Raw genomic sequence first — 20937 nt, 5'->3', positions numbered from 1 at the left:
GTTATTTCAAAGTTGGGAGCTTAAATGCTCCTTTTTTGTTTAAAAATTTCAAAAAAGATTATCCCCTCCGCAGGCTCAGGCTTGCGATTTTTTATTTGCTCTGAAAATTGATTCGTTAATTTCAACAAATAGCTTTATAGAGCGTTTTGTAAAAAATAAAAACAGTGAAATTAATCACTAGTCCTTTTGTAAACTATTAGAATTAAATTGCAACCTTCTCAATGAATAGAATATTGAAATGAAGTAAATTTATTTCCCAACTTATGTTTTAAAATTGTAAGAGCTAATTTGAAACGTTTAGCTTGTGGTATAATAGGTTCATGGATAAAAAATATGAAAAAATCTCCCAAGATTTGGGAGTGACGTTAAAGCAAATCGATACCGTTCTAAGTTTGACAGCTGAAGGGGCGACGATTCCCTTTATCGCGCGTTATCGCAAGGACATGACTGGTAGTTTGGATGAGGTGGCAATTAAGGCCATTATTGACTTGGATAAAAGTCTGACAAATCTCAACGACCGTAAAGAAGCTGTCTTAGCTAAGATTCAAGAACAAGGCAAGCTGACCAAGGAGTTGGAAGAAGCTATCTTAGCTGCCGAAAAATTAGCAGACGTAGAAGAACTCTATCTACCTTTTAAAGAAAAACGTCGGACCAAGGCAACCATTGCCCGTGAAGCTGGACTCTTTCCTCTTGCTCGTTTGATTTTGCAGAATGTAACTGACTTAGAGAAGGAAGCTGAAAAGTTCGTCTGTGAAGGATTTGCGACTGGCAAGGAAGCCTTAGCTGGTGCAGTTGATATCTTGGTCGAAGCCTTATCGGAGGATGTCAATTTACGTGCTATGACTTATCAGGAAGTGCTGAGACACTCTAAACTCACTTCTCAAGTCAAGGATGAAAGTCTCGATGAAAAGCAGGTTTTTCAGATTTATTATGATTTTTCAGAGACAGTTGGAAATATGCAGGGTTATCGTACCTTAGCCCTCAATCGTGGGGAGAAGCTAGGTGTCTTGAAGGTCGGTTTTGAACATGCAACGGACCGTATCCTTGCCTTCTTTGCTGCTCGTTTCAAGGTGAAAAACGCCTATATAGATGAAGTTGTTCAGCAGTCAGTTAAGAAAAAAGTTTTGCCTGCTATCGAGCGACGTATTCGGACAGAATTGACTGAGAAAGCGGAAGAAGGGGCTATCCAACTCTTTTCTGACAACCTGCGCAATCTCCTCTTGGTTGCTCCACTGAAAGGGCGCGTGGTTCTTGGATTTGACCCAGCCTTTCGTACAGGTGCCAAGCTAGCTGTCGTGGATGCAACAGGAAAAATGCTGACAACTCAGGTTATTTATCCTGTTAAACCAGCATCAGCTCGTCAAATCGAAGAAGCTAAGAAAGATCTGGCAGACTTGATTGGTCAGTACGGCGTGGAAATCATTGCCATCGGAAATGGGACGGCCAGTCGTGAAAGTGAAGCCTTTGTAGCGGACGTTCTTAAAGATTTTCCAGAAGTCAGCTATGTTATCGTCAATGAAAGTGGCGCTTCGGTTTACTCTGCCAGCGAACTTGCTCGTCAGGAGTTCCCAGACTTGACCGTTGAAAAGCGTTCGGCAATTTCTATCGCCCGTCGTTTGCAAGATCCTCTTGCGGAATTGGTCAAAATCGATCCCAAGTCAATCGGTGTCGGTCAGTACCAGCACGATGTTAGCCAGAAAAAACTGTCTGAAAGTCTGGATTTTGTCGTGGATACCGTGGTAAACCAAGTCGGTGTCAATATCAATACAGCCAGCCCAGCTCTTCTTTCCCACGTTGCTGGACTTAATAAAACCATTTCTGAAAATATTGTCAAATACCGTGAGGAAGAAGGAAAAATCACTTCACGCGCCCAAATCAAGAAAGTTCCTCGTCTGGGAGCCAAGGCCTTTGAACAGGCAGCCGGTTTCCTCCGTATCCCTGAAAGTAGCAATATCCTTGATAATACAGGAGTTCATCCAGAAAATTATGCTGCCGTCAAGGAACTCTTCAAAATTTTGGATATCAAGGAACTGAACGAAGAGGCCCAAAGCAAACTCAAGTCCCTATCAGTCAAGGATATGGCGCACGAACTGGATCTTGGCCCAGAAACCCTTAAAGATATCATTGCAGACCTTCTCAGACCAGGTCGAGATTTCCGTGATTCCTTTGACGCACCTGTGCTTCGCCAAGATGTCCTAGATATCAAGGACTTAGTGGTTGGGCAGAAGTTAGAAGGAGTAGTGCGTAATGTCGTTGACTTCGGTGCTTTTGTTGATATCGGAATTCATGAGGATGGCTTGATTCATATTTCCCACATGAGTCGCAAATTTATCAAACATCCTAGTCAAGTGGTATCCGTCGGAGATTTGGTAACGGTTTGGGTTAAGAAAATCGATACTGAACGTGAAAAAGTCAATCTGTCGCTCCTAGCTCCAAATGAAACTGACTGATTATGTTAAGCAGATTTCGTTAGAAGATTTCGGAAGACCTTTTATCCATCAAGCCCAGTGGAATAGACGTCTACGTTCGACAGGTGGGCGATTTTTCCCTAAGGATGGACATTTAGATTTTAACCCTAAGGTTTATCAGGAACTGGGTTTGGATGTTTTTAGGAAGATTGTCCGCCATGAACTCTGTCATTATCACCTCTATTTTCAAGGGAAGGGCTATCAACACAAGGATCGGGATTTTAAGGAACTGTTGAAAGCAGTGGATGGATTACGCTTTGTCCCATCCTTGCCCAATAGCAACTCCAAGCCAATCAAGCTCTATCGTTGCCAATCCTGCCAGCAAACTTATCAGCGCAAGCGTAGGATTAATACCAAACGCTATCGCTGTGGAGTTTGTCGAGGCAAGTTGCTACTAGTAAATCAGCCTGAGGACTGATGAAAGCCGAGCTTAGTCGTGATATACTAAGTCTAACCTAGCAGAAAGAGGAAATATCATGAATAGTAAATTTTATAAAATGAGACGAAATCGCATGATTTCAGGAGTTCTGGCAGGTCTGTCAGACAAGTGGAACTTTGATGTTACCCTTGTTCGTTTCTTGTTTGCAATTTTTACAGTTGCAAACTTTGGACTTGGCGTGATTATCTATATCATCCTAGCCTCTGTCATGCCGACTAAGGAAGAAATCGAAGCAGAAATGTACGGAACAGGACCACGCAAACGCAAAGAAGCCCAAGCCATTGACGATAATGAAGGCTGGTTTTGGTGAGGTAAATAAGGAAATATTTATTATTTGCACTATAGTACTTCAAAGAAGTGTCATAAATGACTGAAAAACCCTTGTCGCTACATAGCCACAAGGGATTTTGGTATTTAATTATAATCTGTTTCGTCTTTAGAAAGACGAATTATCTGATCAGCCATTTTCCAAATACTAGGATTGTGAGTTGCGATGATAATTGTTCTATTAGCATTACGAAGTTCAAGGAGAATTTCCATAATTTCCTTGGAATTTTTAGGATCTAGTGAGGCGGTTGGTTCATCAGCTAGAATCAAAGGAGGATTTTTCAAGATAATTTTGGCAAGTGCTACACGTTGAGCTTCACCACCAGATAATTCATAGATTTTTTGGTTGAGACTTAGATAATCCAGTCTTACAGCTTGCAGTGCTTGAAGAATAAGTCTTTCTTTTTCTTGTTTCTTGTTCTTTTTTTTACCAATCATTCCCAGCTCAAGGTTTTCTCGAATGGTCTGACTTTCTAATAGTCCAAAGTTCTGGAAGAGATAGCCAAGTTCGTTACGATAAAATTCCTCATTTTTTATTGAAGTCAAAGGATTTCCTTTGTAAAATATTTCCCCTTTATCGAAAGTCTCTAGTTTTGCTAGCATATTCAGCAAAGTGGTTTTGCCACAACCACTATCTCCTATCAAAGCATACACCATACCACTTTGAAAATTAAGACTTAAGTCTGAAAAAATGACACGAGAACCAAATTGTTTCCAAATATGTTGTAATTCAATCATACTATCCTCCTTTGATGATGCTAGCATAAGTTTTACTTTCCTTTTTATCACAGATTTTCAATAGAGAAACAGCTAAACCTGAAAAACTGAGAAATAAAATCAGGGTAATCCAGATATTCTTAGAAATAATGAAAGCTAGACTACTTCCGACAAAGAGAGCTATTATTTGAGAAGTGATATATCTACAGTGTAATTCAAAGAAATAATAACCAGCTATTTTTTTCAAGAATATGGTTTTTCGAAAGGCTTCAAAATAGAGTAGGTTTAAACTTGTAAAAAGTAAAATTGAAGTTAAGATAGCAAAAATACCACTCGCTAAATTACTATAAATTTCGATTTTAATTTTTTGATTTAACTGGAGGTAGGTCTCTCTAGCAAAGGATAATCCTGAAATCATAGGATCAAGTTGATAGTACTTCAAAAGTTCTTGTGTTTGCTGTAAATCGGTAAAATAGAGATATTCTAGATTTGTAAACCAAAATATAGAAGAATCTTTTCCAAGTGCCTTAGGAGAAACTACGATAAAAATAGGGGTTGACAACCATTGATCATAAGAAATATGGGTAGTATTATAAATGAATACATCTTTTTTTTGATCAGTATAAGTTATACTAACTTCAACTCTATGCTTTGTATCACTATTGTATAATCGATTAGTTAAATCTTCTTGTATGTTTTGTTTTATTTGTTCCTCATTTTTCTTTTGTTCTTGAGGTAGTATTACAAGAACCTGTCCATCTTTTAGATTATTGATTTTTTTAAAGGTTTCTGATGTAAACTCTATACCTTCTTTTTTGAAGTAGTCAGGTGTTACATAGAGAATATTTTTCCCTTCCAAGTCATAGGGATTTTGTTCAGAATCATTATGAGTTGAAAGAGAATGTTTTATAGCTTGAATAGCGAGATTATGTTTGACTAGAAAGGCATTTCCATTTTCTAAAGAATATTGAATAAAGTCAAACCATTTATTAGCATTCATTTTGAATTCATCTATATTTTTTCTTTGACTTGAACGACCTGTTTGAAGATTAACAATATTGGAGTGTTGTTTCCAAATAGCTTGTCCAGCCTCATTTTTCATAAATATATGATGATAAATGGACAAGCGCCCAAATCCTACAATAACTAATAAGATAGACAGAGCTTGACCAAAGTAAAGAATACGTAAAATTGACTTAATTGGTAATTTTCCTTTAATGATAGAGAGAAGATGAACTCTTTTCAAAGAAATAGTAAAAAGAAAAGCGATGAGAAGACTTAGCAAGAGAAGCAGGCTATTATAAAAAATAAATAGTATTACTAAAAAAGTCTGAATTTCATAAGGATAGCCTAGGTAAATTACTAAAACACTAGCTATTAGGAAAGCAGGCAAGCCGAAAAGAAGGATATCAAGTCCGTCTCTTATGATAGAACGAAAGAAGAGATTTCTGAGACGTTCTCCATTAATCAGTCTTGTTCCTGATTGAGAGAGAGATTGAATCTGTCCGATAACAATAAGTGATAAAAAGGTTAATAAAAAAATGAAAAGACTAGTAAGTTGATTGGGTTGGGCAATGAGGGTCAATACGAAGGAGACTCTATTATTTTCAAATGTATTAACTTTTTCTAGTCCAAGTTGTTTAAGGTGAATAGCTAATTCTTGATTTGTTAGCGAGCCACTGATAATATTGTAATTGTTGAGAAGATTACTTTTAATGATACTTTCTTGACTTGCTTGAGGCATCCAGTCTGGAAGTTTCCCATCTCCAAAAACTTCGTAGTAAGTTTGTGATTTTCCATCACTATCTACTTCCCAAATGGTTCTTGCGATAAGACTATTATGTTCTTTAGCAAGACTATTTAATTTTTCCTTAACGGTAGAATAATCTGCTTGCCCGCTTAATACTGCTGCACCTGGGAACAGGATTTGTGGAAGAGAGTCTTTCCAAAAGGACAAAGCACCAATCAGAAAGAGTGTCAGAAGAAGATTGCTGATGAAGAGAAATATACGTTTCATAGGAACCTCTTTCTAAAAAAGAGGGAGATCAACCTCCCTCTTCATTGCAGTTATGCGAATTATAGCTTACTACTTTTTAAAATAAGCACTAAAAAACTAAAGTTTTACAAGGTATCGAAGAAAACCCTTTCATAATTATATTTTACTCCTTTTTTAAAAATAAAACAAGTGATGATTGGACTTCGTATAGTAGGTATTTTCAAAAAATTCTCCAATCTTACAAAAATGTAAGATTAAAGTCTCTTTTGTAAGGTTAGGTTATGGCAAGCGGTCTTTTTTTGATGTAAACTAGACTCATAAAGAAAAAAGGAGTAGCATCATGAAACAAATCTTACAGAAGAAAACAAGAAAACCAAGCCACAAAGATATCGAGCGTGTTCAGCTGGGATGCGCTATGATGCAAGCAACATTTCATTTGATGGGATATTAAGAAAGGAGATTCTCATGACACTTTTAGATGTAAAACACGTTCAAAAAATTTATAAAACTCGTTTTCAGGGCAACCAAGTAGAAGCCCTCAAGGATATTCACTTTACCGTGGAAAAAGGTGACTACGTTGCCATCATGGGTGAGTCTGGTTCTGGTAAATCAACTCTTCTCAATATCCTAGCTATGCTAGACAAACCAACTCGTGGGCAGGTTTACTTAAATGGAACGGATACCGCAACTATTAAAAATTCACAGGCTTCTAGCTTCCGTCGTGAAAAGCTGGGCTTTGTCTTCCAAGACTTTAACTTGCTAGACACTCTCTCTGTAAAAGACAATATCTTGCTTCCGCTTGTCTTGTCAAGAAGACCCATTACGGAGATGATGAAGAAATTGGTGGTGACAGCTGAGAATCTAGGCATCAACCAATTACAAGAGAAGTACCCTTACGAGATTTCAGGTGGGCAGAAACAGCGTGTAGCAGTAGCCCGCGCCATCATCACAGAACCTGAAATTCTCCTTGCGGATGAGCCAACAGGCGCCCTTGATTCCAAGTCCTCTGCAGCCTTACTTGATGTATTTGATGAAATCAATGAGCGTGGCCAAACAATTCTCATGGTGACCCACTCAACGGCAGCAGCTAGCAGAGCCAAGCGCGTGCTCTTCATCAAAGACGGCATTCTTTACAACCAAATCTACCGTGGAGAGAAGACAGAACGTCAGATGTTCCAAGAGATCTCTGATACCTTGACTGTCATGGCAAGCGAGGTGAATTAGTATGTTTCGATTAACCAATAAGTTAGCGGTATCGAACTTGATTAAAAACCGCAAACTCTACTATCCTTTTGCGCTGGCTGTTCTCTTGGCAGTCACCGTCACCTATCTCTTTTACTCCCTAACCTTCAATCCCAAGATTGCTGAAATTCGTGGAGGGACAACCATTCAAGCTACACTTGGATTTGGTATGTTTGTCGTCACCCTTGCGTCAGCTATTATTGTCCTTTATGCCAATAGTTTTGTCATGAAAAACCGTTCCAAGGAACTGGGAATTTATGGCATGTTAGGCTTGGAGAAGCGTCATCTTATCAGTATGACCTTTAAGGAGTTAGTGGTATTTGGGATTCTAACTGTTGGAGCGGGTATCGGTATTGGAGCCTTGTTTGACAAGTTAATTTTCGCTTTCTTGCTGAAACTGATGAAATTGAAGGTTGAACTGGTCGCTACCTTCCAAATGAATGTTGTCATTGCAGTACTTGTTGTCTTCGGTTTGATTTTCTTAGGCCTCATGTTCCTGAATGCCCTTCGAATCGCCCGTATGAATGCCCTCCAGCTCTCTCGTGAGAAAGCAAGCGGAGAGAAAAAAGGTCGTTTCCTACCTCTCCAAACTATTCTTGGTTCCATAAGTTTAGGGATTGGATATTATCTTTCCCTTACTGTAAAAGATCCTCTTACAGCCTTAACAACTTTCTTCCTAGCTGTTTTGCTGGTTATTTTTGGAACCTATCTCTTGTTCAATGCAGGTATTACCGTTTTCCTCCAAATCTTAAAGAAAAATAAGAAATACTATTACCAGCCCAATAACCTTATCTCAGTGTCTAACTTGATTTTCCGTATGAAGAAAAATGCGGTTGGACTAGCAACTATCGCAATTTTGTCAACAATGGTTTTGGTAACCATGTCAGCAGCGACTAGTATTTTCAATGCCTCAGAAAGCTTTAAAAAAGTTCTAAATCCTCATGATTTTGGGGTTTCAGGGCAAAATGTTGAAAAAGAAGACTTGGACAAACTCTTGAGCCAGTTTGCAAGTGATAAAGGTTATAAGATTAAAGAGAAAGAAGTGCTTCGTTACGCTTACTTTGGTGTTGCAAACCAAGAAGGTAGCAAGTTAACCCTTTTTGAAAAAGGACAAAATCGTGTCCAACCCACAACAGTTTTCATGGTATTTGACCAAAAAGATTATGAAAATATGACTGGCCAAAAATTGTCTCTATCAGGAAATGAGGTCGGACTCTTTGCAAAGAATGAGGGAGTTAAAGAACAGAAAGCTCTAACTCTAAATGATCATCAATTTTCTGTCAAAGAAGAATTTACTAAAGATTTCATTGTAAACCATGTTCCAAATCAGTTTAATATTTTGACTGCTGATTACAATTACCTTGTTGTACCTAATTTACAAGCCTTTTTGGATCAATTCCCAGATTCGGCTATCTATAATCAGTTTTACGGTGGTATGAATGTAAATGCCAACGAAGAAGAACAACTCAAGGTCGCTGAAGAATATGATAAATACCTCAACCAGTTTAATGCTCAATTAAACACGGAAGGTAGCTATGTGTATGGTAGCAATCTAGCAGATGCTAGTGCTCAAATGAGTGCCCTCTTTGGTGGTGTCTTCTTTATCGGTATTTTCCTATCCATTATCTTTATGGTCGGAACGGTTCTGGTCATCTATTACAAACAAATTTCTGAAGGCTATGAAGACCGTGAACGCTTTATTATCTTGCAGAAAGTCGGTTTAGATCAAAAGCAAATCAAGCAAACCATTAACAAACAGGTTTTAACTGTTTTCTTCCTCCCTTTGCTCTTTGCTTTCCTACACCTAGCCTTTGCCTATCATATGCTTAGCCTGATTCTTAAAGTGATAGGTGTACTGGATGCGACTATGATGTTGACAGTGACTTTGTCTATCTGCGCTGTCTTCCTCATCGCCTATGTGCTGATTTTCATGATTACTTCAAGAAGCTATCGCAAGATTGTGCAAATGTAAAAAAGAATACCTCGACTTCAAAATCGAGGTATTTCTTGTATTTTATACTCAATGAAAATCAAAAAGCAAACTAGGAAGCTAGCCGCAGGTTGCTCAAAGCACTGCTTTGAGGTTGCAGATAGAACTGACGAAGTCAGTAACCATATATACGGCAAGGCGAAGCTGACGTGGTTTGAAGAGATTTTCGAAGAGTATTAAATGCTGAAAAGTTGTCCGAGCAGGAAAGTAACTCCCATAGTCAAGAGACCAATAGCTAGGTTTCGAATCATAGCTGTTTTGGTTGGGGCTTTTCCAAGTTTGGCACTAGTGTAACCAGTGAGAAGAAGGGCCACACCGACGATAAGGACAGTAACAGGGATGCGGTATTCACTTGGGAAAATGGTAATTGAAAGCATTGGTGGTAAGCTACCAAGGAAAAAAGAAATAAAGCTAGAGATAGCAGCATGCCAAGGATTGGTAAACTCTTCATACTCAATCCCATATTTTTCCTCTACCAAAGCCTTGAGCGGATTATTTAAAAAGGCTTTGTTGGTGAGAAGTTGGGCTGATGTTTCACACTCACCATTTTGAATATAGGCAGCATAGAGGGACTTTTTGGCTAGTTCCATATCTTGGTCTAGCAAGACTTGCTCACGCGCAACGGCTGCTTCCTCGGTATCTTTTTGAGTTGAAACGGATACATATTCTCCACCAGCCATTGAAAAGGCACCAGCCAAAATAGCTGCAAATCCTGATAAAAAGATAATCCAGATATTGCTCGTAGCACTAGCAACCCCAATAACTACACCAGCGATGGAAATAATCCCATCATTTGCACCAAGAACACCAGCACGTAGGATATTTAAACGACCTGCAAAATTTGAATCAATTTCGTGATTTGTTTCTGACATACTATTCTCCTTTTTAACCAGTATAAAGGAAAAGAATGAGGAAAGCAATCTTTTAAAAGTATCTGAAAAAAGTTGCACGATTTTAATTTTACGAGTTTTTTAAAAGATAGAAACAGCACTAGCTAGTAGAGAAGGATAAAAGAGATGCAAAGCTGATAGACTAGTCCTTTTTCTACTTATCTATGGTATAATAGGAGGTAGATTTACTAATCGGAGTAAGAAAGATTTTATGATTAAACTAGTAGCAACGGATATGGACGGAACCTTCCTAGATGAGAATGGGCGCTTTGATATGGACCGCCTCAAGTCTCTCTTGGTTTCCTACAAGGAAAAAGGGATTTACTTTGCGGTAGCTTCAGGTCGCGGATTTCTGTCTCTGGAAAAATTATTTGCTGATGTTCGTGATGACATCATTTTCATCGCGGAAAATGGCAGTTTGGTAGAGTATCGAGGTCAAGACTTGTATGAAGCGACCATGTCTCGTGACTTTTATCTAGCAACTTTTGAAAAGCTGAAAACTTCACCTTATGTAGATATCAATAAACTGCTCTTGACGGGAAAAAAGGGAGCTTATGTTCTAGATACGGTTGATGAGACCTATTTAAAAGTGAGTCAGCACTATAATGAAAATATCCAAAAAGTAGCGAGTCTGGAAGATATTAAAGATGACATTTTCAAATTTACAACCAACTTCACAGAAGAAACGCTAGAAGCTGGGGAAGCTTGGGTAAACGAAAATGTCCCTAGTGTTAAGGCCATGACAACTGGCTTTGAATCCATTGATATTGTTCTGGACTATGTCGATAAGGGTGTGGCCATTGTTGAATTGGCTAAAAAACTTGGCATCACAATGGATCAGGTTATGGCTTTTGGAGACAATCTAAATGACTTGCATATGATGCAGGTTGTGGGACATCCTGTAGCTCCTGAAAATGCACGACCTGAAATTTTAGAATTAGCAGAGACAGTGATTGGTCACCATAAGGACCAGTCGGTTATAGCTTATATGGAGGGCTTATAATGGCAGATATAAAATTGATTGCATTGGACTTGGACGGGACCTTGCTGACTACTGATAAAAGGTTGACGGATCGCACCAAGGCAACCTTGAAAGCAGCGCGTGATCGTGGTATCAAGGTCGTATTGACAACTGGTCGTCCCTTAAAGGCCATGGATTTCTTTCTCCATGAGCTAGGGACTGATGGTCAAGAAGATGAGTATACGATTACTTTTAATGGTGGTTTGGTTCAGAAAAATACAGGTGAAATCCTTGATAAGACAGTCTTTTCATATGATGATGTAGCATGTTTGTATGAAGAAACAGAGAAATTATCACTTCCTCTTGATGCTATCTCAGAAGGAACTGTTTATCAAATTCAATCCGACCAAGAAAGTCTTTATGCCAAATTCAATCCAGCTTTGACTTTTGTTCCAGTGGACTTTGCAGACTTATCTAGTCAAATGACTTATAATAAATGTGTGACTGCCTTTGCTCAAGAACCCTTGGATGCAGCCATTCAGAAGATTTCTCCAGAATTGTTTGACCAATATGAAATCTTTAAATCACGTGAAATGTTGCTAGAGTGGTCACCAAAGAATGTTCATAAAGCAACAGGTTTGGCAAAACTAATCAGCCATCTTGGAATCGACCAAAGCCAAGTTATGGCCTGTGGTGACGAGGCCAATGACCTCTCTATGATTGAATGGGCAGGGCTCGGTGTTGCCATGCAAAATGCTGTTCCTGAAGTTAAGGCAGTCGCAAATGTGGTAACTCCAATGACCAATGATGAAGAGGCTGTCGCCTGGGCTATCGAAGAATATGTGCTAAAGGAGAACTAAGATATGGGATTATTTGACCGTCTATTCGGAAAAAAAGAAGAACCTAAAATCGAAGAAGTTGTAAAAGAAGCTCTGGAAAATCTTGATTTGTCTGAAGATGTTGAGCCTGCCCTTACAGAAGCTGAGGAACTTCCTCAAGAAGAAGCAGAAGTTGCTGAAGAAGCTGTGATTGAAGAAGAGGAAATCCCAGACACAGTTGAAGAAAATTATAATTCAGAGCCAGTTGTAGAAGTTCAACAAGAAGAAGTCTCAGATGAAGAGAAGCTTGAGCACGAAGAAACTGTAGAAGAAAATAGTTCTGAAGTGCTTGAACCAGAAATGACTCAAGCAGAAGAAACTGTTCAGGAAAAATATGACCGCAGTCTTAAGAAAACTCGTACAGGATTTGGTGCTCGTTTAAATGCCTTCTTTGCTAACTTTCGCTCTGTTGACGAAGAATTCTTCGAGGAACTGGAAGAACTGCTCATCATGAGCGATGTTGGTGTCCAGGTTGCTTCTAGCTTAACAGAGGAGCTTCGTTACGAAGCTAAGCTTGAAAACGCCAAGAAACCTGACGCACTTCGCCGTGTCATCATTGAGAAATTGGTTGAACTTTATGAAAAAGGTGGCAACTATGATGAAAGTATCCACTTCCAAAATGGCTTGACAGTCATGCTCTTTGTCGGTGTTAATGGTGTTGGGAAAACAACTTCTATCGGAAAACTAGCCCACCGCTACAAACAAGCTGGGAAGAAGGTCATGCTAGTTGCGGCAGATACCTTCCGTGCAGGGGCAGTAGCCCAACTAGCTGAATGGGGCCGCCGTGTGGACGTTCCAGTTGTAACTGGACCTGAAAAAGCTGACCCAGCCAGTGTAGTCTTTGATGGTATGGAACGTGCTGTAGCAGAAGGGATTGATATTCTCATGATTGATACAGCGGGTCGTCTACAAAACAAGGATAACCTCATGGCTGAGTTGGAGAAAATTGGACGCATCATCAAGCGCGTACTACCTGAAGCGCCGCATGAAACTTTCTTGGCTCTTGATGCATCAACCGGTCAAAATGCCCTAGTACAGGCTAAAGAATTTTCAAAAATTACCCCTTTGACAGGAATTGTCTTGACTAAGATTGATGGAACTGCTCGAGGCGGTGTTGTGTTAGCTATCCGTGAAGAACTCAATATCCCTGTTAAGCTAATTGGTTTTGGTGAAAAAATCGATGATATTGGAGAGTTTAACTCAGAAAACTTTATGAAGGGTCTCTTGGAAGGCTTAATCTAATCAAAAGCAAAAATCCTGCAAGGCAATCTTGCAGGAAATTTTTTTATTCTAAGCGACCATCTTGACGATAGGCGATATCTGGTTGCCAAGTCCATTTGGCACCGAATTTTTCAAGTAAGTCAAAGCTTGCTTGAGGTCCCATGCTTCCAGCTTTATAGTCATGAAGTGGGGCACCATTTTCAGCCCAGAGTTCTTCGATACGGTCAATCAATTTCCACGACGCACCAACTTCATCCCAGTGGCTAAAGTTAGTTGAGTTATTATTTAAGACATCATAAATCAATTTCTCGTATGGTTCTGGAGAGGCACCAGTTGCAGTCGCATCTGTACGGTAATCAAGTGAGTTAGGAGCTAAGTTAAATTCTTCTCCTACCTGCTTCCCATTTAGGCTAAGAGAGAAGCCTTCTGTTGGTTGGATATAGATGGTCAAAATGTTTGGAGCAAGTGGTTCTCCAAAGATAGAATCCATTTGTTTAAAGACGATGTTGACATGAGTCCCTTTTTCAGTCAGACGTTTACCAGTACGGAAGAAGAAAGGAACACCACGGAAGCGATCGCTGTTTACAAAGAAGGCACCAGATGCAAAGGTTTCAGTTGTAGATTCTGGATTTACATTTGGCTCGCTACGGTAAGAGATGTATTTCATGCCATCAATCTTACCAGAGCGGTATTGACCACGGATAAAGTGTTCTTTAAGCTCTTCATCAGTTGGATGATAGAGGTTTTTAAAGACCTTAATCTTCTCAGCACGAATCTCGTCTTTTGTGAAGCTTGCTGGCTTGTCCATGGCAAGGAGAGAAAGGAGTTGTAGAGTATGGTTTTGGACCATGTCACGGAGTGCACCAGATTGGTCATAGTAGCCACCACGTTCTTCTACACCCAAGCGCTCCGCAAAGGTAATTTGAACATTGTCGATAAAGTTCTTGTTCCAAACGTTTTCAAAAATCAAGTTTGCAAAGCGGACTGCAAAGATGCTTTGGATCATTTCCTTACCAAGATAATGGTCGATACGGAAAATTTGTTCTTCGTTAAATGTTGCTAGGAGCTCGTCATTCAACTTGCTTGCAGTTGCGTAATCTGTACCAAAGGGTTTCTCAACGATTAGGCGCTCAAAACCTTTACCGTCTACGATGTTTTCAGACTTGAGGTGTTTGGCAATGGTTCCAAAGAACTGAGGTGCCATAGACAAGAAGAAGAGCTTGTTGTGTTCAGCTTGGTACTTGTCATTTAGTTCAGCCTGCAATTGACGTAAAGCAATGTAGTGTTCCGTATCATTGACATCATGACTTTGATAGTAGAAGTGGCTAGCGAACTCTTGAGCCTGTTCGGTACTATCTGCCAAATCAAGGATGGATTCGACAACAACAGATTCAAAATATTCCTTGCTCCAAGGACGACGAGCAGTTCCAATGACTGCAAAGTGTTCGGAAAGATTGCCGGATTTATATAGTCTAAAAAGGGAAGGGTAGAGCTTGCGTTTAGCCAGGTCTCCACTCGCACCAAAAATTGTAACAATAACCTTAGATGACATCTAGCTACCTAATTTCTATTTTTATTCCTAGTCTTGCTAGGTATGAGGAAATCTCATTTCATAAACTTAATTCTAACATAATTTTCCGAAAAATCAAAAAATCCAATACGAGATAGAAAAAAACTGCAAGGAAATCCTTACAGTTTGAGTTTAGACGTTTAAGACCTTGTCCAAGAAATCTTTCAGACGTGGATGTTGTGGGTTATCAAAGATTTGATCAGGTGTTCCGTCTTCAAGGAACTCGCCATCCGCAGTAAAGATAACGCGGTTAGCAACCTGACGAGCAAATCCCATCTCATGGGTTACGATAATCATGGTCATGCCTTGCTCAGCCAATTCTTTCATAACGTTTAGTACGTCTCCAACCATCTCAGGGTCAAGGGCAGAAGTTGGTTCATCAAAGAGCATAATATCAGGATTCATTGCTAGTCCACGAGCGATAGCCACACGTTGTTTTTGACCACCTGATAGGCTATCTGGGTTCGCATTAGCTTTATCTGCTAGTCCAACCTTTTCAAGCAACTCCATTCCCAATTTCTCAGCTTCTTCCTTAGTCATCAACTTGTGCTCAATTGGAGCAAAAGTAATGTTGTCCAATACAGACATGTGTGGGAAGAGGTTGAAGTGTTGAAACACCATTCCGATGTTTTCACGGACGTGGTCAACGTTGGTTGTTTTTTCAGTTAAGTCATAACCGTTCACAGTGATGTGACCGCTAGTAACTTCTTCTAGAAGGTTGAGGCTACGAAGGAAGGTTGACTTACCAGAACCCGAAGGGCCGATGATACAAACAACATCTCCTTCATAGAACTTAGTCGTAATTCCTTTTAGGACTTCATTTTTTCCATAATATTTGTGTAAATCATTTACATCAATTTTTAGTTTTGCCATTAACGAATCCTCTTTTCTAAGCGTTTCGCTAGTCTAGTCAAAAGTGTGATAATTACAAGATAGAAGATAGCAAGGATTGCATACATCTTGAAACTTTGGTAGTTACGGGCGATGATAATCTTACCAGTTTGGAAGAGTTCAACCAAACCGATAGCAGATACGATGGTTGTATCTTTAAGAGCGATAACGAATTGGTTAACAAAGTTTGGCAACATCAATTTAGTTGCTTGTGGCAAGATAATCTTACGCATGGTTTTTCCATAAGAGATACCCAAGCTTCGGCTGGCTTCCATTTGACCAACCGGAACAGCCTGAATACCACCACGAACGATTTCAGCGATATAAGCTGCTGCATTGAGAGATAGGGCAATGGTACCAGCCACAAAGTCGTTAATTGGACTTTGTTGGCCTGTGATAGACTCGATGAAGTTTGGAATTCCCCAGAAGATGAAGGCTGCAAGAATCATCAAAGGAATACCACGGATAACGTCAACGAAAATCTCAGAAATCACACGAAGAGATTTGTAGGGGCTAACGCTAAACATACCGAAGATAATCCCGATAACAATGGCAATAGCAAATGAGATAAGAGCTAGAGCAAGAGTGATACCAAGCCCGCTAAGGAGTTGTTTGTAGTTATTTTGAAGCAAGCCCCAGATTGTTGTTTCATCAACAGTGCTTGTTGAAGCAGTTGATGACTCACTAGCTAGGTATTTATCAAGAATCTTTTGGAATTCTCCGTTTGCTTTAAGGTTTGCAAGTCCGTTGTTGAACATTTCAATTAACTCTGGATTTGCTCCTTTTTTAACAGCAAAGGCTGTTTCACCGATTGGAGTTCCAGCGATTGGTGTTTTCAATTTTTGTCCTTGGCTGATAGAATATTTGAGAACAGGTTCATCATCCATAACAGCATCAATGGCACCAGTGTTTAAACTGTCATACATTGAAGAACCATCAGCGAAGGTTTTGATTTTGTAACCGTATTTGCTTTGATTTTCTGTTAGGAAGGTTTGAGAAGCAGTTCCGTTTTTAACACCGACTGTCTTCCCTTTCAAATCTTCATAAGAAGCAATGGTGCTTGATTCTTTGACACCAAGGATTGTATTAGCAGTGTAGTAGGATTCTGAGAAGTCAAAAGTTGCCTTACGAGCATCTGTGACAGACATACCAGCAATGATACCATCTGCTTGACCAGCTTGGACAGCACTGATAGCTGCATCAAAACCAGGATTGGTGATTTCAATTGCAAAACCTTGGTCTTTAGCGATTGCCTTAATCAAGTCCATATCAATACCAGTAAATTGGTTACTTGAGTTTTGGAACACAAAAGGTGCAAAAGAAGAATCACTGGCAATGATGTATTTAGCTTTAACAGGAGTTGCTTTTAGACCTGCTGCAGTAGTTGTGGTTGGCACTGCTGAAGATGATGAAGCGGTCCATTTCTTGATGATTTTATCAAGACTACCATCTTTTTTCATTTCAGCCAAGGCTTGGTTAAATTCAGTGACTAGGTGCTCGTATTTGCTTCCTTTTTTAACACCGAAAGCAAAGCTACCTACAGCTTCACCATCCATTTCAATATGGAGGTCTTGGCCTTGGTTAATGGCATACTCGATAACAGGTTTGTCATCCATCATGGCATCGATGGCACCAGCACTCAAGCTGTTGTTCATCAAATCACCAGTGTCAAATGTTTTAATACTAAAGCCATATTTGTCCTTGATACTTTCAAGGAAACGTTGAGCGGCTGTTCCGTTTTTAACACCAACAGTTTTACCTTTTAATTGGTCGTACTGACTAATCTTGTGTGACTTTGTAGTAGCAATGACAACTTTTGTATCATAGTAAGTATCAGACATGGTGAAAACTTTTTCACGTTCTGCAGTTTTTGTCATTCCTGCCATGATTGCGTCAGCTTGACCAGCTTGAACCGCATTTACCGCTGCATCAAATCCAGGATAGGACATCTGAATATTCCATCCTTTAATCTCAGCGACTTTGTTGATAATGTCAACATCAATTCCTTTATAAGTTTGATCTGAATCTTTAAACTCAAAAGGTGCATAGGCGGTATCAGACACAATCTTAATCGTCTCTGCTTTTGCAATACCTAATGAGAAAATTGGGAATAAAATTAGCAAAAATGCTAGAAATTTTTTCTTCATTTTTAGTCTCCTTTTCCGAATATTTTCCCATTATATCAGAAAAAGTAAAAAAAGGCAAATTTTTATATTTTTGTGTCAGAAAATATGACATCTATCTTTTATTTTCTTTCTTGAACTGCTACCACAAAGTGCTATAATAATAGTATATATAGAAGAAAAGAGGACAGGGATATGAAGAACAAAAGAATATTTAAAGACTTCCAAGATTCAAAAATGAGTTTAAACATTTACACAAGCCCCTTGTTAGCCTTTGCTTTTGTCTTCATAGGAGAGTTTGTGGCTTATACTCTGTATGGTATTAGTTTGTTAGCTCTCATCGGACTTGCTAGAAATTTTGGAGAGGCTGGTCAAAATCTTGCAACCTACTTGAAAACCTTGCATCAGAGCTTGACGGATAAAACAGGTGATTTTCGTTTAATTTTAGAATTGCTGTCCTTTGGTTTTATTCTCAACACTGTGTTCAGATGGACTAGAAAAGTTGAGAAAAGACCTATTCGAACCTTGGGATTTTATAGAGAAAATTTCCTCAGCAATCTTCTTAAAGGGTTTGGGCTAGGTCTGGCACTTTTTCTTCTGACCTTGTTAGGTTTAGTGGCCTTGGGGCAATATCGTTTTGAGTCTATTCACTTGAATCCTTATTCGCTTTCCTTTATTGTCTTTACTATCCCATTTTGGATTTTACAGGGGACAGCAGAAGAAGTGGTATCCCGTGCTTGGCTCCTTCCTCAATTGGCCTCAAGAACCAATCTAAAACTTGCTGTTCTTATATCTAGCCTGTTCTTTACCCTGCTTCATATGGGCAATTCGGGTCTAACACCACTATCTCTAGTAAATCTCTTTTTATTCGGAGTTGCCATGGCTCTTTACCTTCTCAAAACTGATACAGTTTGGGGTGTTGCAGGTATTCATGGAGCCTGGAATTTTGCTCAGGGCAATCTCTTTGGGATTTTAGTTAGTGGTCAACCGTCAGGAACGTCTCTGATGACCTTTTTACCACAAGGCGATCAGGGCTGGCTATCAGGTGGATCTTTTGGGATAGAAGGATCTATCATGACAAGTCTGGTCTTGCTACTGCTGATTGTCTATCTCGCCAATCAATTAAAGAAAGAAAATGAAAGGATGTGACTTCGGTCCGTCCTTTTCTTCGAGAAAATGCTACAAGTATGCTAAAATAGGAATAACACATGGAGAGAGGATTCTTATGATCAATCGCATTACAGATAATCAATTTAAACTAGTATCAAAATATCAACCATCAGGAGACCAACCCCAAGCTATCGAGCAGTTGGTTGATAATATCGAGGGTGGAGAAAAAGCTCAGATTCTGATGGGGGCGACCGGAACAGGGAAGACCTATACCATGAGTCAGGTTATTTCCAAAGTTAATAAACCAACTCTGGTCATCGCCCACAATAAAACTCTAGCAGGACAGCTCTATGGGGAATTTAAGGAATTTTTCCCTGAAAATGCAGTTGAGTACTTTGTGTCTTACTATGATTATTACCAACCTGAGGCCTATGTCCCTTCTAGCGATACCTATATTGAAAAGGATAGCTCTGTCAATGATGAGATTGACAAACTTCGACACTCAGCGACTTCAGCCCTTCTGGAGCGTAATGATGTTATTGTCGTTGCCTCAGTCTCTTGTATCTATGGTCTGGGTTCGCCCAAGGAATACGCTGATAGCGTTGTGAGTCTGCGTCCAGGTCTTGAAATTTCTCGTGATAAACTCTTGAATGACTTGGTTGATATCCAGTTTGAACGTAATGATATTGATTTCCAACGCGGAAGATTTCGCGTTCGTGGGGATGTGGTGGAGATTTTCCCAGCATCTCGTGATGAACACGCCTTTCGAGTAGAATTTTTTGGAGACGAAATTGACCGTATTCGTGAGGTTGAAGCTTTGACCGGTCAGGTCTTGGGAGAAGTGGATCATTTGGCGATTTTCCCAGCTACTCACTTTGTGACCAATGACGACCACATGGAAGTGGCCATTGCTAAAATTCAAGCCGAGTTGGAGGAGCAGTTAGCTATCTTTGAAAAGGAAGGTAAATTGCTTGAAGCTCAACGTTTGAAACAGCGGACAGAGTATGATATTGAGATGCTACGTGAGATGGGCTATACCAACGGGGTTGAAAACTATTCACGCCACATGGATGGACGGAGCGAAGGTGAGCCTCCTTATACGCTTCTCGATTTCTTCCCAGATGATTTCTTGATTATGATTGATGAGAGCCACATGACCATGGGGCAGATCAAGGGCATGTACAATGGAGACCGCTCTCGTAAGGAAATGCTGGTTAATTATGGTTTCCGTTTGCCGTCTGCTCTTGACAATCGTCCTCTCCGTCGTGAGGAGTTTGAAAGTCATGTGCACCAGATTGTTTACGTTTCAGCGACACCTGGTGACTATGAAAATGAACAGACTGAGACAGTGATTGAGCAAATCATTCGTCCGACAGGGCTTTTGGATCCTGAGGTGGAAGTACGTCCGACCATGGGACAGATTGATGACCTCTTAGGTGAAATCAATGCCCGTGTTGAAAAGAATGAACGAACCTTTATCACAACCTTGACCAAGAAAATGGCAGAGGACTTAACCGACTACTTCAAGGAAATGGGTATCAAGGTCAAGTACATGCACTCGGATATCAAGACCTTGGAACGGACGGAGATTATCCGTGACCTGCGCTTGGGTGTCTTTGATGTCTTGGTCGGAATCAACCTCCTTCGTGAAGGGATTGACGTACCCGAAGTAAGCTTGGTTGCCATTCTCGATGCTGACAAGGAAGGTTTCCTTCGTAACGAGCGTGGACTCATCCAGACCATTGGACGTGCTGCCCGTAACAGCGAAGGCCATGTCATCATGTATGCGGACACCGTGACTCAGTCTATGCAACGTGCTATCGATGAAACTGCCCGCCGTCGCAAAATCCAGATGGCTTATAATGAAGAACACGGTATTGTGCCTCAGACAATCAAGAAAGAAATCCGTGACCTGATTGCTGTGACCAAGGTAGTTGCTAAGGAAGAGGACAAGGAAGTCGATATCAATAGCCTAAACAAACAAGAACGCAAAGAACTCGTCAAGAAACTAGAAAAACAAATGCAAGAAGCTGTCGAAGTGCTTGACTTTGAACTAGCAGCACAGATTCGTGATATGATGCTGGAAGTTAAGGCGTTGGATTAGAATATTACCT

At 39.9% G+C, this 20937-nt stretch carries 16 protein-coding genes; 10 read left to right on the top strand and 6 right to left on the bottom strand.

Translation table 11 applies throughout. The features are described 5' to 3' along the window. Nucleotides 1-320 precede the first annotated feature (320 nt). From D8849_RS00705 to D8849_RS00695, 3 genes are read left to right on the top strand one after another with little or no spacing between them, the layout of a single operon-like run. Nucleotides 321-2450 (top strand): Tex family protein, encoded by a 2130-nt coding sequence (locus tag D8849_RS00705; RefSeq protein ID WP_125385880.1) that lies wholly within the window; start codon nucleotides 321-323, stop codon nucleotides 2448-2450. Next, nucleotides 2437-2886: a SprT family protein gene (locus D8849_RS00700; RefSeq protein WP_125385879.1), complete on the top strand. Its 450-nt coding sequence runs from the start codon at nucleotides 2437-2439 to the stop codon at nucleotides 2884-2886. Before D8849_RS00705 ends, D8849_RS00700 begins: the two co-directional genes overlap by 14 nt. 58 nt (nucleotides 2887-2944) lie before the next feature. Beyond that, nucleotides 2945-3217, top strand: coding sequence for a PspC domain-containing protein (locus tag D8849_RS00695; RefSeq protein ID WP_001085048.1), 273 nt, complete (start codon nucleotides 2945-2947; stop codon nucleotides 3215-3217). 104 nt (nucleotides 3218-3321) lie between these two features. Here the strand turns inward: D8849_RS00695 and D8849_RS00690 are convergent, their stop codons facing one another. Next, the gene (locus tag D8849_RS00690; RefSeq protein WP_125385878.1) at nucleotides 3322-3972 is read right to left on the bottom strand and encodes an ABC transporter ATP-binding protein; all 651 of its coding nucleotides are present in this window, start codon (nucleotides 3970-3972) and stop codon (nucleotides 3322-3324) included. A gap of 1 nt (nucleotide 3973) precedes the next feature. After that, on the bottom strand, nucleotides 3974-5968 hold the full coding sequence (locus tag D8849_RS00685) for a DUF1430 domain-containing protein (RefSeq protein ID WP_125385877.1): 1995 nt from the start codon (nucleotides 5966-5968) through the stop codon (nucleotides 3974-3976). Nucleotides 5969-6412: 444 nt separating this feature from the next. On the opposite strand from D8849_RS00685, the gene D8849_RS00680 reads away from it, so the two are divergent. Both D8849_RS00680 and D8849_RS00675 read left to right on the top strand, forming a co-directional pair. After that, entirely contained in the window at nucleotides 6413-7171 is a 759-nt protein-coding gene (locus D8849_RS00680) for an ABC transporter ATP-binding protein (RefSeq protein ID WP_000173372.1), read from the top strand. Between the two features lies 1 nt (nucleotide 7172). Beyond that, nucleotides 7173-9161 carry an ABC transporter permease gene (locus D8849_RS00675; RefSeq protein WP_125385876.1) on the top strand — a complete coding sequence of 663 codons (1989 nt, stop codon included), beginning with the start codon at nucleotides 7173-7175 and terminating at the stop codon, nucleotides 9159-9161. A 194-nt stretch (nucleotides 9162-9355) separates the two neighbouring features. Here D8849_RS00675 and D8849_RS00670 read toward each other — a convergent pair whose 3' ends face one another. Beyond that, nucleotides 9356-10051, bottom strand: coding sequence for a VIT1/CCC1 transporter family protein (locus D8849_RS00670; RefSeq protein ID WP_125385875.1), 696 nt, complete (start codon nucleotides 10049-10051; stop codon nucleotides 9356-9358). Nucleotides 10052-10280: 229 nt separating this feature from the next. Between D8849_RS00670 and D8849_RS00665 the strand changes: the two genes are divergently transcribed. The 3 genes from D8849_RS00665 to ftsY are packed head-to-tail and all read left to right on the top strand — an operon-like array spanning nucleotide 10281 to nucleotide 13150. Beyond that, on the top strand, nucleotides 10281-11072 hold the full coding sequence (locus tag D8849_RS00665) for a Cof-type HAD-IIB family hydrolase (RefSeq protein ID WP_125385874.1): 792 nt from the start codon (nucleotides 10281-10283) through the stop codon (nucleotides 11070-11072). Continuing rightward, nucleotides 11072-11890, top strand: coding sequence for a Cof-type HAD-IIB family hydrolase (locus tag D8849_RS00660; protein ID WP_125385873.1), 819 nt, complete (start codon nucleotides 11072-11074; stop codon nucleotides 11888-11890). Before D8849_RS00665 ends, D8849_RS00660 begins: the two co-directional genes overlap by 1 nt. 3 nt (nucleotides 11891-11893) lie before the next feature. Beyond that, nucleotides 11894-13150, top strand: coding sequence for a signal recognition particle-docking protein FtsY (ftsY, locus tag D8849_RS00655; RefSeq protein WP_125385872.1), 1257 nt, complete (start codon nucleotides 11894-11896; stop codon nucleotides 13148-13150). A 43-nt stretch (nucleotides 13151-13193) separates the two neighbouring features. On the opposite strand, the gene zwf is transcribed toward ftsY, so the two are convergent. The 3 genes from zwf to D8849_RS00640 all read right to left on the bottom strand — a co-directional run bounded on the left by zwf (nucleotide 13194) and on the right by D8849_RS00640 (nucleotide 17737). Further along, nucleotides 13194-14681, bottom strand: coding sequence for a glucose-6-phosphate dehydrogenase (gene zwf / locus D8849_RS00650; RefSeq protein WP_125385871.1), 1488 nt, complete (start codon nucleotides 14679-14681; stop codon nucleotides 13194-13196). 150 nt (nucleotides 14682-14831) lie between these two features. Continuing rightward, nucleotides 14832-15572, bottom strand: coding sequence for an amino acid ABC transporter ATP-binding protein (locus D8849_RS00645; RefSeq protein WP_125385870.1), 741 nt, complete (start codon nucleotides 15570-15572; stop codon nucleotides 14832-14834). Continuing rightward, nucleotides 15572-17737: an ABC transporter substrate-binding protein/permease gene (locus D8849_RS00640; RefSeq protein WP_125385869.1), complete on the bottom strand. Its 2166-nt coding sequence runs from the start codon at nucleotides 17735-17737 to the stop codon at nucleotides 15572-15574. Before D8849_RS00640 ends, D8849_RS00645 begins: the two co-directional genes overlap by 1 nt. A gap of 171 nt (nucleotides 17738-17908) precedes the next feature. On the opposite strand from D8849_RS00640, the gene D8849_RS00635 reads away from it, so the two are divergent. Both D8849_RS00635 and uvrB read left to right on the top strand, forming a co-directional pair. Further along, nucleotides 17909-18862, top strand: coding sequence for a CPBP family intramembrane glutamic endopeptidase (locus tag D8849_RS00635; RefSeq protein WP_125385868.1), 954 nt, complete (start codon nucleotides 17909-17911; stop codon nucleotides 18860-18862). A gap of 76 nt (nucleotides 18863-18938) precedes the next feature. After that, nucleotides 18939-20927, top strand: coding sequence for an excinuclease ABC subunit UvrB (gene uvrB, locus D8849_RS00630; protein ID WP_125385867.1), 1989 nt, complete (start codon nucleotides 18939-18941; stop codon nucleotides 20925-20927). Nucleotides 20928-20937 lie beyond the last annotated feature (10 nt).

It is taken from the genome of Streptococcus mitis (assembly GCF_003942765.1).
Taxonomy (GTDB): domain Bacteria; phylum Bacillota; class Bacilli; order Lactobacillales; family Streptococcaceae; genus Streptococcus; species Streptococcus mitis_BE.
Note: the sequence above shows the minus strand (reverse complement) of the source record. Positions and strands in the feature narration are given on the sequence as shown.

Excerpts from the sequence above, each read along its gene's own strand:
- D8849_RS00660 (WP_125385873.1), top strand. The coding sequence starts at position 11,072 with ATGGCAGATATAAAATTGATTGCATTGGACTTGGACGGGACCTTGCTG.
- D8849_RS00700 (WP_125385879.1), top strand. The coding sequence starts at position 2,437 with ATGAAACTGACTGATTATGTTAAGCAGATTTCGTTAGAAGATTTCGGA.
- D8849_RS00675 (WP_125385876.1), top strand. The coding sequence starts at position 7,173 with ATGTTTCGATTAACCAATAAGTTAGCGGTATCGAACTTGATTAAAAAC.
- D8849_RS00665 (WP_125385874.1), top strand. The coding sequence starts at position 10,281 with ATGATTAAACTAGTAGCAACGGATATGGACGGAACCTTCCTAGATGAG.
- D8849_RS00685 (WP_125385877.1), bottom strand. The coding sequence starts at position 5,968 with ATGAAACGTATATTTCTCTTCATCAGCAATCTTCTTCTGACACTCTTT.
- D8849_RS00635 (WP_125385868.1), top strand. The coding sequence starts at position 17,909 with ATGAAGAACAAAAGAATATTTAAAGACTTCCAAGATTCAAAAATGAGT.
- uvrB (WP_125385867.1), top strand. The coding sequence starts at position 18,939 with ATGATCAATCGCATTACAGATAATCAATTTAAACTAGTATCAAAATAT.
- zwf (WP_125385871.1), bottom strand. The coding sequence starts at position 14,681 with ATGTCATCTAAGGTTATTGTTACAATTTTTGGTGCGAGTGGAGACCTG.
- D8849_RS00645 (WP_125385870.1), bottom strand. The coding sequence starts at position 15,572 with ATGGCAAAACTAAAAATTGATGTAAATGATTTACACAAATATTATGGA.
- D8849_RS00705 (WP_125385880.1), top strand. The coding sequence starts at position 321 with ATGGATAAAAAATATGAAAAAATCTCCCAAGATTTGGGAGTGACGTTA.
- D8849_RS00640 (WP_125385869.1), bottom strand. The coding sequence starts at position 17,737 with ATGAAGAAAAAATTTCTAGCATTTTTGCTAATTTTATTCCCAATTTTC.
- ftsY (WP_125385872.1), top strand. The coding sequence starts at position 11,894 with ATGGGATTATTTGACCGTCTATTCGGAAAAAAAGAAGAACCTAAAATC.
- D8849_RS00670 (WP_125385875.1), bottom strand. The coding sequence starts at position 10,051 with ATGTCAGAAACAAATCACGAAATTGATTCAAATTTTGCAGGTCGTTTA.
- D8849_RS00680 (WP_000173372.1), top strand. The coding sequence starts at position 6,413 with ATGACACTTTTAGATGTAAAACACGTTCAAAAAATTTATAAAACTCGT.
- D8849_RS00695 (WP_001085048.1), top strand. The coding sequence starts at position 2,945 with ATGAATAGTAAATTTTATAAAATGAGACGAAATCGCATGATTTCAGGA.
- D8849_RS00690 (WP_125385878.1), bottom strand. The coding sequence starts at position 3,972 with ATGATTGAATTACAACATATTTGGAAACAATTTGGTTCTCGTGTCATT.